Source organism: Clostridium sp. C8-1-8 (assembly GCF_009928445.1).
Classification (GTDB): Bacteria; Bacillota; Clostridia; order Clostridiales; family Clostridiaceae; genus Clostridium_AR.
Window position 1 is genome coordinate 131,336 of record NZ_JAABNO010000013.1, and the last position, 13,373, is coordinate 144,708.

General features: G+C 30.2%; 10 protein-coding genes. 4 read left to right on the plus strand and 6 right to left on the minus strand.

Annotated elements, in window-relative coordinates; all coding sequences use genetic code 11:
* The first annotated feature begins 390 nt into the window (after nucleotides 1–390).
* Nucleotides 391–3,045 (plus strand): FAD-dependent oxidoreductase, encoded by a 2,655-nt coding sequence (locus GXK57_RS26875; RefSeq protein WP_160677757.1) that lies wholly within the window; start codon nucleotides 391–393, stop codon nucleotides 3,043–3,045.
* 45 nt (nucleotides 3,046–3,090) lie between these two features.
* On the opposite strand, the gene GXK57_RS14550 is transcribed toward GXK57_RS26875, so the two are convergent.
* The 3 genes from GXK57_RS14550 to GXK57_RS14560 form a co-directional block, all read right to left on the minus strand.
* On the minus strand, nucleotides 3,091–3,453 hold the full coding sequence (locus tag GXK57_RS14550) for a single-stranded DNA-binding protein (RefSeq protein WP_160677759.1): 363 nt from the start codon (nucleotides 3,451–3,453) through the stop codon (nucleotides 3,091–3,093).
* 88 nt (nucleotides 3,454–3,541) lie between these two features.
* Nucleotides 3,542–4,372: a YihY/virulence factor BrkB family protein gene (locus GXK57_RS14555; protein ID WP_160677761.1), complete on the minus strand. Its 831-nt coding sequence runs from the start codon at nucleotides 4,370–4,372 to the stop codon at nucleotides 3,542–3,544.
* 161 nt (nucleotides 4,373–4,533) lie between these two features.
* Complete coding sequence (locus GXK57_RS14560; RefSeq protein WP_160677763.1) at nucleotides 4,534–5,994, minus strand: oligosaccharide flippase family protein; 1,461 nt, start codon at nucleotides 5,992–5,994, stop codon at nucleotides 4,534–4,536.
* Between the two features lie 284 nt (nucleotides 5,995–6,278).
* Between GXK57_RS14560 and GXK57_RS14565 the strand changes: the two genes are divergently transcribed.
* Complete coding sequence (locus GXK57_RS14565; RefSeq protein ID WP_160677765.1) at nucleotides 6,279–7,157, plus strand: aldose 1-epimerase family protein; 879 nt, start codon at nucleotides 6,279–6,281, stop codon at nucleotides 7,155–7,157.
* A gap of 92 nt (nucleotides 7,158–7,249) precedes the next feature.
* Here GXK57_RS14565 and GXK57_RS14570 read toward each other — a convergent pair whose 3' ends face one another.
* On the minus strand, nucleotides 7,250–9,613 hold the full coding sequence (locus tag GXK57_RS14570) for an ATP-dependent DNA helicase (RefSeq protein ID WP_160677767.1): 2,364 nt from the start codon (nucleotides 9,611–9,613) through the stop codon (nucleotides 7,250–7,252).
* Between the two features lie 102 nt (nucleotides 9,614–9,715).
* Here GXK57_RS14570 and GXK57_RS14575 point away from each other — a divergent pair, with 102 nt between their 5' ends.
* Nucleotides 9,716–10,447, plus strand: coding sequence for a M15 family metallopeptidase (locus tag GXK57_RS14575; RefSeq protein WP_160677769.1), 732 nt, complete (start codon nucleotides 9,716–9,718; stop codon nucleotides 10,445–10,447).
* A gap of 85 nt (nucleotides 10,448–10,532) precedes the next feature.
* Here GXK57_RS14575 and GXK57_RS14580 read toward each other — a convergent pair whose 3' ends face one another.
* The gene (locus GXK57_RS14580) at nucleotides 10,533–11,126 is read right to left on the minus strand and encodes a DUF1836 domain-containing protein (protein ID WP_160677771.1); all 594 of its coding nucleotides are present in this window, start codon (nucleotides 11,124–11,126) and stop codon (nucleotides 10,533–10,535) included.
* Nucleotides 11,127–12,062: 936 nt separating this feature from the next.
* Here GXK57_RS14580 and GXK57_RS14585 point away from each other — a divergent pair.
* Nucleotides 12,063–12,308, plus strand: coding sequence for an AbrB/MazE/SpoVT family DNA-binding domain-containing protein (locus GXK57_RS14585; RefSeq protein ID WP_128215714.1), 246 nt, complete (start codon nucleotides 12,063–12,065; stop codon nucleotides 12,306–12,308).
* Nucleotides 12,309–12,530: 222 nt separating this feature from the next.
* Here the strand turns inward: GXK57_RS14585 and rsmI are convergent, their stop codons facing one another.
* Entirely contained in the window at nucleotides 12,531–13,370 is an 840-nt protein-coding gene (gene rsmI / locus GXK57_RS14590) for a 16S rRNA (cytidine(1402)-2'-O)-methyltransferase (protein ID WP_160677773.1), read from the minus strand.
* Nucleotides 13,371–13,373: the final 3 nt, after the last annotated feature.

Below are 13,373 nucleotides of genomic sequence, written 5' to 3' on the forward strand. Positions count from 1 at the left end.
CAAATACCATAATTGAAGAAACGGTAATCTTTTTTGTATACGTTATCATCAACTAACTTAATTATACCACATACATTAAATTTTGCAATATAAAATAATAAATTTTGTATAAAACTAGAATCTTTTATTCAATTATCCAGTGTTTAATTTATTTCCGTACTGAATATGTAATAAAGTAAAGACGTATACTAATTTAAACGACTATATTTAAGGATTTCATACTTTAATAAAACCTATTTTAATTAATAAATCTTTAAATATACAACCTATATTTGTTAAATTTTTATCTTTACAAAACAGCTAGTTAGTGTATAATATATATATAACAAATAATAATTATTAATTAATAAACGGTTTGTATTATGTGAATAGTTAAGGAGAGTGATTTTAGTGCGTTCTTTAGAAGTTAAAAATGACATTCATTGGGTAGGAGCTTTAGATCCTGATTTAAGAATCTTTGATATTATAATGTATACTCCAAACGGAACAACTTACAACTCTTATGTAGTTAAGGGTAGTGAAAAAGTAGCAATATTTGAAACAGTTAAGGTTCAATTCTTTGATCAATATATTGCAAGATTAAAAAGCCTAGATGTTGATATAAATAATATAGACTATATAGTAGTTGATCATACTGAACCAGATCATGCTGGCTCAGTTGCAAAATTATTAGAGCTTTCACCTAACGCAAAAATAGTAGGTTCAGCTCCAGCTATAAAGTTTATGCATAAAATAGCAAATACTAAATTTGAAGCCATAGTAGTTAATGATGGTGATACTATAAGTTTAGGTAATAAGACATTACAATTCTTATCAGTACCATTCTTACATTGGCCAGATTCTATATATACTTATGTAAAAGAAGATAAGGTATTAATAACTTGTGATTCTTTTGGAAGCCACTTCTGCTTTGAAGGAGTATTTGATGATTTAATACCGGCAGAAGATCACGACAGATATATGGAGTCATTAAGATACTATTATGATTGTATAATGGGACCATTTAAACCTTATGTACTTAAGGCTATAGATAAGATAAAGGATTTAGAAATCGATACTATATGTACAGGACACGGACCAATCTTAAGAACAACTCCTTGGGATGTAGTTAAGCTTTATAAAGAATGGAGCACTCCTGCTTCTCCAAGAGAAGATGGCAAAAAGAAAATAACTATTTCTTACGTTTCAGCTTACGGCTATACTGAGCAGCTTGCTTATAAGATAGCTGAAGGCATAAACTCAACTGGAGCATATGAAATTAAAGTTTATAATGTAATAAATCACGACATGAAGGATATTGTAGCTGATATAAGCGATTCAGATGGTATACTATTCGGTTCTCCAACAATTGTAAGTGAATTGCTAGAACCTATAAGAGATGTGCTATCAAAATTAAATCCTGTAATTCATGGTGGAAAAGTTGCAGCAGCATTTGGTTCCTATGGATGGAGCGGAGAAGCTGTTCCAAGAATTGAAACAAGATTAGAAGAACTTAAGATGAAGATTTATGGACCAGGATTAAAGATAAATTTCAAGCCATCAGAAGAAGACTTGCAAAAAGCCTTCGAATTTGGTGTTGGATTTGGTGAAATGGTCCTTGAAAAAAAAAAGTCTGACTTCAAACCCAAAAAACAATCAACAATAGAAAAAATTGAGGGTGGAGACGGAGAATTAAAGCTTTGGAAATGTGTTATATGCGGAGAAATATTTGAAGGAGAACTTCCTCCTGAAATATGTCCAGTATGTGGTGCTGGAAGTGATCAATTTGTCGAAGTTGAAAGAGAAGCTGCTGCACCTGTAAAAGAAAGTAATGATCGCTATGTTATTATTGGTAATGGAGCAGCAGGCTTCTACGCCGCTAAATCCATAAGAGAAAATAATAAAAAAGGTGACATCACAATAGTCTCCAAAGAAGAAGTTAGATCTTACTTTAGACCTCAGCTATCAGATTTGATAACAAAAGATATTTCTGATGAGAAATTTTATATAGCTTCTGAAAAATGGTACGAAGAAAATTCTATTACTCAGTTATTAGGAGTTACAGTTACAAGCATAGATTCTAATGACAAGGTAGTTTCATTAAATAATGGACAAAATTTAAGCTATGATAAGTTAATACTAGCTAACGGAAGTTATAACTTTATACCTCCTACTGCAGTTATTTCAGATAAAGGCGAAAGTTTAGCTGAAATTAATTCTTTCAACTATAAAACATTCGATGGAGTGTACACAATAAAGGATTTAAATGATACTTTTGAAGTTAGAGATGCTTTAAAACTCTCAAAAAAAGTTATCGTCATAGGTGGAGGCCTTCTTGGTTTAGAAGCCGCTGCTGAAATATCTAAAAAAGGTACAGAAGTTGCTGTAGTAGAATTCTTACCAAGATTACTTCCTAGACAACTAGATGAAGATGGTTCAAAATTATTTAAAGATATAATTGATAATTCTGAAGTTGACATATTATTAGGAGAATGCTGCAAAGAAATTGTGGTTAAAGATAATAAAGTGGTTGGAATAAAACTTGGAAGTGGAAAAACTCTTGACTGTGATCTTCTTCTATTCTCAGTTGGTGTTAGACCACATTGTGAATTAGCGAAGCTTGCTGGTGTAGATATTAATCGTGGTATTTTAGTTAATGACAACATGGAAACTAACATTGCTGATATCTACGCTTGTGGTGATGTAGCTGAACTTAATGGAATAGTTTATGGAAACTGGCCTGCTGCTATAGAAATGGGTAAAGTAGCTGGTACCAACTCAGTAGTTAGTTGTAAAGCCTTTAACAAGTTTGTATCTTCAGTTATGTTTAACGCTCTAGGAGCTCATGTTTTTTCTGCTGGTTCAGTAGACTTTGCAGATGAGTCTCTTGAAGAAGTACCTTATAACAACCTACCTGAAGGTCAGTATGGAAAGTTATTCTTTAAAGCTGATAAGCTAGTGGCTGGAATACTAATAGGTGGACTAGCAAAAGCTACAAAAATTCTTAGTGGTATAGGTAAAGGTATATCTAAATCAGAAGCAGTTTCTTCAGGTTTAATTTCATAACTGGGAGATTAAAAGAGGTAAAGATATAATCTTTACCTCTTTCTTTTAGTTACTATCTTCGCTTACTAATTCATCATTTTCTACATTCTTCTTATTGCCTACAAATCTAAAATCTTCTGCTACGACTTCTGCTATGTATTTCTTATTACCATCCTTGTCCTCATAGCTTCCCGTTCTTAGTCTTCCACTCAAACTGATTATGCTTCCTTTTTTCATATATTTACAAACAACTTCAGCCTTTCTGCCCCAAAGAGTAACAGGAATTAAATCCGATTTTCTTTCCCCGTCTGAAGATTTAAAGTTTCTTTCTACAGCAATAATAAACTTAGTATATATTTTCTCGCTGTCTTCAACTATTCTTAGTTCAGGGTCTCTTATTAATCTTCCTAATAAAACAATTTTATTCATAACTTAAACCTCCTGAAAATTCTTATTGTAAATTCTATCCACTCAGGAAGTTTTTATACACTTATATACATTTATTTAATAATTTTTATCATTCAGCAAGAACTGCATTAATTTCCCCTCCGAGAAGAAGTATAAGTGAGGTTAAAAATAGCCAAGTCATTAAAATAAACACTGCTCCTAGACTACCATAAAACCTTGAGTAGTTGCTAAAGTTGTTCACATAGTAAGAAAATATATAGGATACCACTAACCACCCTATAGTACTAACTACTGCACCAGGTAACACCTCCGACCAACCAAGTTTTCTATTAGGGGTAAAATGATATAGCGATGCAAAAACTAATATCATAATTGATATCATAACTATAAACCTTACCATATCCCAAACAAACTTTATAGCTTCATCAAATGGAAACCTAGCCATTAGAAAGTGACCTATTAAATCTCCAAAAACCATAAGAAATAGAGTTATAACTATCATTAGAGCAAAAACTATAGTACACATTATAGCGATAGACGTAACCTTTATATAAGATCTACTTTCCTTTACCTCATAAGCTTTATTTAACCCTTTTATAACACCACTAAATCCTGAAGAAGATGTCCATAAAGCCAATAGCAAACTTATCCATAATAGGTTCTTTTGCTGAACCTCTACCACCTCTACTACAGTAGACTTTATCAACTCAAAGGCACTAACAGGAAGTATCAAACTTAAGCTAGAGAGAACTTGCTCACTACTTAAATTACTCATACCTACAATCGTCATAATAAACATCAAAAACGGAAAAAACGAAAGTATCAGATTATACGCTAATTGAGATGCTAAAGCAAAAATATCATCTTCAATAACTTTTTTAATAAGAATTTTAAAAGTATCAATTAAACAATTCTTTTTCACTAAACAGTCTTTATTCATCAAACCACCTTTTTATAATGCTAATAGTAATAATATATTGTTATTATATACATTAATATTCCCTATAAAACTTAAATTATATCGGAGTTTTTTGTAAATCCGTATTTTACATAAAGTAAAAAACTCTCATCATAAAGATGAGAGTTTAAGAACTTTAAGAACTATGCCTTACTAGCTTTCTTAAAAAACTTATTTATAAAAGCTAACAGTACTTTATCTCTTGTAAGGTATAATACACCAACATAATATAGTACATTTATTGTAACCGCAAGTAAAAACACAGGAACAACCCTATTTGTAACCATTCTTATCACTAAGGTTATAGGTATAAATAGAATCGAGTATAAAAGATATTTAAGCTTTTCCATAGTGAATAGATTTATCTTTACTTTAAGTACAAATACCGCATAAATAAATTCCATACTTATTAAAATAAAATTAGCTAATGCAGTGGTATATATTGCTGTAACTGCACTAAATATCCCTAGCCTTACTAGAGTAATATTAAAGAATAGGTTCATTAAACCTGCTCCTAATATAAATAAGACAAGTCTTTTTTCTTTTCTTTTTACATATAGTATCTGATTAGTGAAAACAGACTCAAATGCAGAGGTTATCATAAACAAAGTAAAACCTTTTAGAACAGGAACAGTATCTATATACTTAGCTCCACCGTATATAAGCACTATCTCTCTAGCAGTGACAAATATGCCTATAGCTGCTGGAAATATGAAAGCAAATAGATTCTCGCACACTTTATTTAAAAGATTATGATATCCATCTTCATCATCCTTGGCCACTATATTGGCGAGCCTTGGAATAGTTACATATACCACCGACAATATTAAAGTATTAAGCATAGATGTTATGTATGAAGAAAGCGTATAATACGCAACGGACCTATCACTTACATAATCACCAAGCATTACTCTGTCAAGCTGTATATAAAGCATGTTGGCATTCCCCATTATAAGTGACATTAATAAGTACTTAACGTGTATGCTTAAATTTAGATTTTTAAAACTAAAACCTATTCTTTTCTTTATGTAAATAAAGCTTACAAAATAATTTATAAGAGTATATGCATTTATTATTACTGTGTATATAATATAGTCTTTCTCTGTTCTTACAAATGCAAATAAGCAGACAAGGTAAATTATTCTTACTATTATGGTTTTTATAGCTATAAAATCATAGTTTTCTAAAGCTTCATTTGCCCACTCTATATAAAATACGTTAGCAAATATATTAATTGAATATAGCATCAGTACTGGGTACTTTACTGTTCCTCCATACTTTGCATTAGTAAACATGATAAATATTGATAAGACCACAATATTAGCTATTACCCCAATAACAAATAAGCTAGTGAATACTGTCTTAAGTTTTTCCTTATCATTTCTTATCCTACTCATTTCTCTTAATCCATATTGATATATGCCAAAGGTGGCGAAAATATAGAAATAATTATAGATTGCATCAGCATGATTAATCATTCCCATATTATTGTCCCCTATTACTCTATAGGCATATGGACCTATTATAAGTGGTACTAATATATTAAAAGTACTTAATAAAACCTTGAATATTACATTTCTCGTAATAGATTTGTTCTTCTCCATAAAGCTAACCTTCCGTTAAAATAATAATTTGAATAATACAATCTTATATATTCTTCTATAGTTAAAAGTATAAAAATAAATATTCTTTACAAGATGTAATTATATTTTATAGTTTCAATATTGTCCATTAATAAAGTGTTACAATTAATCATTTCTCATAATTAACCCACTATCTGCTACAATAACTTCTTTTTATTAGGCTATGTTTAAACACAGTGGTTTAACATAGCCTTTTATTAAAGTAAAGTGATATAATTAATACATATTTGTAAGGAGTGATTTACGTGATAAATACTATAGAAAACAATTTTTTGAAGATTAGTAGTTCAACCTATGGAGGAGAACTTCACAGTATCTTCTCAAAATCAGACAATACAGAGCGTCTCTGGAACGGAGATGAAACTTACTGGAAGTATCATGCACCAATACTATTTCCTATAGTTGGGAAAGTAAACAATAACCAATACTTAGTTAATGGAGAAAAATACTCTTTACCTCAGCATGGCCTTGCTAGAGTACAAGATTTCTCTTTACTAAATAAAACTGAAAACTCTATTACTTATGAATTAATATATTCTGAAGAAACCTTAAAGGTTTATCCTTTTAAATTCTCATTAAAAATAAGCTATATAATAGAAAATAACACTTTAACTATAGACTATACTGTAACCAATTTAGACTCCAAAGTTATGCCTTTCTCCATAGGGGCTCATCCTGCTTTTATGTGCCCTATACTAGAAAATGAATCATTAAGCGACTACTACTTTGAATTCAACAAAGAGGAGACCGCTTCATTAATACCACTTAATAATGACGGATTTTTAAGAAGAGAGGCTGTTCCATTTCTAAAGAATGAAAATAATATAATGTTATCAAAAAAATTATTTATGAATGATGCACTGGTTCTAAAACAGTTAGTTTCTACAAAAATATCCTTAAAGTCCAGGAACCACTCTAAATCCTTAGATTTCGATTTTAGTGGTTTTCCATATCTAGGCCTTTGGTCTAAACCAACTGGAGCTCCTTTTGTTTGTATAGAGCCTTGGTATGGTCATGCAGATTATGAGGACTTCACTGGTGAGTTTTCAGATAAGGAAGGTGTATTAAATCTAGATAAAGGCAAAAGTTTTAACTGCTCTTATTCAGTAACCATAAATTCTTAAGGAATACTATATTTTTTCATAGCTAGTAAAAGAACTGGCTGAAGCAACATCCTTCAGCCAGTTCTATTTTTGCACATTTACTTTTTCAATTTTTAGTTTAACTTATTACCCCAGAATTCTTTCAGTCTCAATTCTAAAGTATTCGGATCTTTTATTATATTATATTCATTAAGCCATTCTCTTGGCATCAATGCCATATACTTATTAGTAGTAAACCTATCATCTATAAGCAAAACTGAACCAATGTCATCTTCGGTTCTTATAACTCTACCAGCAGCTTGAAGAACCTTATTCATTCCTGGATAAGTATAGGAGTAATCATATCCAGAATCTTTGTCACCAAAAAAGTTTCTTATGAGTTCTCTTTCGGTACACAATTGTGGTAGACCTACTCCAACAATTGCAGCTCCTATAAGTCTATCATTAGTTAAATCTATACCTTCTGAGAATACTCCCCCTATCACACAAAACGCTACCATAGCACTATCTGGATTATTATCGAACTTCTTCAAAAATACTTCCCTATCCTCCTCGTTCATATCTCCATTTTGTAGTATGGTATTTATATCAGGATAAGTATTCTTAAAATTCTCATATACATTAATCATAAATGAGTACGAAGGTAAAAATATTATATAATTTCCTACTTTAGAACTTACAAACTTATGTATATATTCAACTATAGAACCTATATTTTTTTCTCTATGCTTATATCTAGTAGAAAGGGTTGCTATATTTAAATTCATATTTTTTCGTTCAAAAGGCGAGGCTAGTCTTAGCTTGTAACTATTCTCATCACCTCCAAGTAGATCTATAAAATAATTAAGAGGAGTCAAAGTAGCAGAAAATATAATCTTACTCTTTGCCCTATTCATAGCCTCTATCATCTTATTTCTTGGATATATACAAAATAGGTTTAACACTACTTTCTTATTGGAGCAATCGATATAACTGATATATCCATTGTCATAATTCTCTCCTATTCCTATAAAAGAGTTCAATTGAAAATATAATTCCAATATATTTTCATATCCTTCAGTTCCTCTGCTCTTAATTAAATATTCATCAGACTCTTTTAAAAAGTTTCTTACAAGAGGATATAAATCTTTAGGATTTTCCTCTAAAACTAAATACTCTACTTCTATTTCTTCTGTTCTTCTCCTAAGATCTATCATATAGCTATTTAAAGCATTAAGCGCTTTATACATTCCTGGAGACTTTCCCTTAGAAATCTTTTTACACTCCATAATCTTGCTTTTATCTATTGATGCAGAAAACATCTCTCTTGAACGTTCAACCAAATTGTGAGCCTCATCAATTAGAAAGATATATTTTTCATCTATATCTTCAAAAAAGCGTCTCAGGTACACCTTAGGATCAAATGCATAGTTATAATCACAAATTATTGCATCACACCAAAAGGTTAGATCTAGAGAAAACTCAAAAGGACATATTTCATGTTTTAATGCATACTTCTCAATTATATTTCTAGTTACTGAGTCTTCATTAGCTATTAAGTCCCTTATAGCATCATTAACCTTGTCATAATAATTAAGAGCATAACTACATTCATCTGGATTGCAAGCTGACCCCTTACTAAAACATATCTTATCCTTTGCGGTTATAGTAATAGACTTACACTTAAGTCCTTTCTGCCTTAGCCTATCAAAAGCTTCCTCTGCTACCGTTCTAGTTATAGTCTTAGCTGTTAGATAAAAAATTCTATCACCAAGTCCCTCACCCAAAGCCTTTATAGCAGGAAATATAGTGGATATTGTCTTTCCTATACCTGTAGGAGCTTGCACGAATAAGGTTTCTTCCTGTTTTATAGTATTATAAGCGGCTACAGCAAGTTCTCTCTGCCCTTTTCTATAATTGCTAAAGGGAAAAACCACTTTGCCTATTGAATTATTCCTACTCTCTATCCAACTAGCTTCTACTTCTGCCCACATATAGTAATTTTCTACTATGCCCATCACAAATTCTCTTAATTCATCTGCTCTGTAACTTTTCCTTATGCACTTTACTTCATCTGTACTTAATTGATAATAACTAAGCTGTATATATATATATTCAAGATTATTATCTAACAAGTAAAAATAAGCATAAAACTTAGCTTGTGCCCAATGTAGAACATTATATTCTTCATCGATCATACTCAGATTACCATTAGTGCTTTTTATTTCCTCAATTATATTTTGCTCATTTTCTTTTATTATGCCATCAGCTCTTCCTTCAACCAATATATCAAATTTATCGAACTGAAATTTATGCTTCATATATACTTCTTTTTGATAATCAGCGAATTCCCTTTCATTCTGCTTTTGAAGTTTTTGATGTGCTCTAACACCTTCCTGCGCTCTAGTCTTACTCATAAATCTATTATCAATACTGCCTGTTCTAAGTACAAACTCAACTATATTTCTAACTGATATCTTTATATCCTTTTTCACCATACAATCATCCTTTTTCTAAAGTGCTCCTTTAGTGGTATAATTAAAACACGATAAGTTAATTATAGAATAACAACATTCTATGTCAAAGGGAGATTTTGCAATATGAATATGAACTTATTAAAAAAGTACGTTCCTATATTAGTCGTGATTGTTTTTGGCTTTTTTATAGGTTTATATATAGCTTTTATCCATGATATAAAAAATACAAATGCTGCAATAATTAAGATAAAAACATTTGCAATAAAACAACACTCAAACTTTAATGAAAAGTCTTCTTACAATGGACTAGTTCATGTAGTTGATTATGATACTTCTATTGTCATAGATCTACGTTATGCAACTGACAATAACTTTACTAAGAAAAAAGTATATCCGAAGGATGTATGTCTTCTTCAAAAAGCCACATTAGACAAACTTATCGCTGCTAACAATGAGTTTAAGACAATGGGTTATAGAATAAAAATATGGGATGCTTATCGTCCACCAGAAGTACAGCAGTACTTTTGGAGCATAGTACATGATAGTAGGTTTATTGCAAGTCCTTACGCTAATTGGTCTAGGCATAATAGAGGTGTTGCCGTTGATGTTACTTTAGTAGATGAGAATGGCAATGAGTTAGAGATGCCCACTGGATTCGATGAATTTAATGTAACTGCATACAGAACAAGCACTGCTATGAGTGCTAATGCAAAAAAGAATATGAATCTACTAACCTCGGTAATGGAGAAGCATGGATTCAACCCAATTCAAACTGAATGGTGGCACTACGATGACAAAGATGCTGATAAATATCCGGTTGTAAATCTTTCTCTAGATGATTTAAAAAACCACTAATAGAAATACTATTAGTGGTTTTTTCACAGTTATCTTTTCTGAGCTATTAAAATACTAGAAAAGATCTAACTATAAGTAAATTAATTTATTCTGAATGATATTCATTTACTAGTTTTTGAACTAGCTTCTTTATTACACTAGCCTGCGCTATTAAGGACATAACCATTAAAAATATTCTTATTCTTTCTTCATCTGATGATTGTAACTTAAGATCTTTAACAAACCCTTCTAACTTATTCTCATTGAATAAAGGCGCCTTTAAGAAATCTTTAAAGCTATCAGTCTGTATCTCTGAAAATATTTTATAAGCATCTTCCCAAGATATTATATCATCAGTTCTATCATTTATTTCATTAAACGCTAATCTAAATACTTTCTTTATTTCCTCTGTTGTCAATAGAGGCCTCATATAGCTTAATAAAACTAACTGTGCAAGATGAAGTTTTGTGTAACCTCTCTTCTTTCCATCCTCAGGTTTAGTTATTACTTCACTTTTTATATAATTTTGAACAATATTGTTGGTATACTTATCTTCAGTAAATTTATCATTTAAATAATCAATAACCTGTGATAAAAACAAATCATATCTTGGCAACTCATCATATGATACCATACTATTCTTTGACATTTCTTCTGCTAAGCCTATTATATAGTTTAGATCAAAATTCTTATCGTCCATAACACACCTCTAAATATATTCATTTTATGTTACTGTACACTTCCATTATATAGTATACATAAACCCATTACAAGTTAACTGCGCCTATTTTTTATAATTATTATAATCCTCCATTAACCACTTTTCAATGCTAAATCTATCTTTATATATTATCTATTAACTTCACTGATTTAAATTTATATACATATTTAATATCATCTTTCCACAGTTATCCACAGTTATTCACAGGTTATAAACAGTATATGTTGATAACTTAACACAACATCTTGTGTTTGCAATAAATAATGTACAAACTTTTGCACATTATCCACAGAACGCATGTGGATAACCTGTTTATTACATGTGGAAATACTACTAAAAAACACCTTTATCCAACAAATTATTATATTTTTATACACTCGAAATATTACATTATTTTTACATAAAAATTTATTTTATCCCCATATTTTAATATTTTTTATTTATTAATAGTTAATTTTACAATATTAATGGGTCTATTTCCATATAAATATAAACAAAATTTATTTTAATTACATATACTATTGATGTAAAAAACATTTTTTACCCCAGCAAAAGCTTAATTTCGACAATGCTAGTCCACTATTCCAACAAATTACTTTTTTTTAATTGTTTTTATGATTTTTAGTAATTATTTGTTTTTTTGAATAATTTACTATTAATTTATATAAAAATATTAATTTAATTATCTATTATTGAATATTTATCAAATTTATTGAAGAAATTTGTATATTCTTGAGTAAGTAATGGTATTGACTTTTCAAAAAAATGGTAGTATATTTAATCTATAAGTTTACTAGATAAAATATTTGTAAAAAAACAAAAAATATTATCATTTAATATTGACTTTATATTACATTTTTGCTAGTATTATAATATAATTTGTCGAAAGATGTAGGATATGAGGAGGAAACAAAAATGAAATCAACAGGTGTAGTTAGAAGAGTAGATGAGTTAGGAAGAATAGTTATTCCTATAGAATTAAGAAGAACTTTAGACATAGCAGAAAAGGATGCTCTAGAAATATATGTAGATGGTGAACAAATAATATTAAAGAAATATGAACCAGCTTGTATATTCTGTGGTGATGCTAGAGACGTAATAAACTACAGAGGAAAGAATATCTGTAAGAACTGCTTACTAGAGCTTAAGAACGATAAATAATTAAATATGATTCGAATTTATAAGCACTTCAACTCCCCTTGAAGTGCTTATTATTTTTTTTACTGTTAATGAAAGCATAAAATTTCTTATTATCTAACCCTATCAATATTAAGGCTTTTGAGTAGCTATTTATACCAGACAGTAAAAAATCAAATTATATCGCCTGCCAGAATTTCTTCACATGCGTTCAGAAAAGGCAGATGCGCAAAAAAATCAATTATATTATATACTAGTAGAATATTTATAAACCTCAGATTTAGGTAGCTTTCTTTCCTTTGCTACAGCTTTTATAGCATCCTTTTTCCCCATACCAGCATTAATATTCTTGATAATGTGTTCTTCTATGGAAAGATCCTCCCATTCTGATTTTTTTTCATTTTCAATTTCTTCCTTTGTCTTGCCTTCAAGTACTAATACGAATTCTCCTTTGGGCTGCTTAGATGTAAAATATACTATAGCCTCACTTATGTTGACTCTTACAACCTCTTCATGAAGCTTGGTTAGCTCTCTGCATATTGATATTCTTCTATCCCCAAAACATTCTTTTAAAAAATCTAATGTGTTCAGAAGCCTATGTGGAGCTTCATAAAATATTATAGTTTCACTTCTATCTTTAAGATCCTCTACAACCTTTAGTCTATCTTTATTTTCTCTAGGAAGAAATCCTCTAAATATGAACTTAGTAGTATCAAATCCCGAATATACTAGTGCTGTAGTAGTTGCTGTTGCTCCTGGCAACACTTCAAATTCTACATTTTCTTCAATACATCTTTTAACAATTATCGCGCCTGGATCCGATATCCCTGGTGTTCCAGCGTCAGATACCAATGCTACAGATTTACCTGAATTTATTATCCCTATTATGTCCTCGCTTTTCCCGTGCTCATTATGCATATGATAACTTATAAGGGGCTTTTTAATCTCATAATGATTCAAAAGCTTTAATGTTTGCCTTGTATCTTCTGCCGCAATAATATCAACACTCTTAAGAGTGTCTATCGCTCTAAGAGTTATGTCTTTCAAATTGCCTATAGGTGTAGGTACTAGATAAAGTTTAGCCATAAC

Excerpts from the sequence above, each read along its gene's own strand:
- GXK57_RS14550 (WP_160677759.1), bottom strand. The coding sequence starts at position 3,453 with ATGAATAAAATTGTTTTATTAGGAAGATTAATAAGAGACCCTGAACTA.
- GXK57_RS14555 (WP_160677761.1), bottom strand. The coding sequence starts at position 4,372 with ATGAATAAAGACTGTTTAGTGAAAAAGAATTGTTTAATTGATACTTTT.
- GXK57_RS14560 (WP_160677763.1), bottom strand. The coding sequence starts at position 5,994 with ATGGAGAAGAACAAATCTATTACGAGAAATGTAATATTCAAGGTTTTA.
- GXK57_RS14570 (WP_160677767.1), bottom strand. The coding sequence starts at position 9,613 with ATGGTGAAAAAGGATATAAAGATATCAGTTAGAAATATAGTTGAGTTT.
- GXK57_RS14575 (WP_160677769.1), top strand. The coding sequence starts at position 9,716 with ATGAATATGAACTTATTAAAAAAGTACGTTCCTATATTAGTCGTGATT.
- GXK57_RS14580 (WP_160677771.1), bottom strand. The coding sequence starts at position 11,126 with ATGGACGATAAGAATTTTGATCTAAACTATATAATAGGCTTAGCAGAA.
- GXK57_RS14585 (WP_128215714.1), top strand. The coding sequence starts at position 12,063 with ATGAAATCAACAGGTGTAGTTAGAAGAGTAGATGAGTTAGGAAGAATA.
- rsmI (WP_160677773.1), bottom strand. The coding sequence starts at position 13,370 with ATGGCTAAACTTTATCTAGTACCTACACCTATAGGCAATTTGAAAGAC.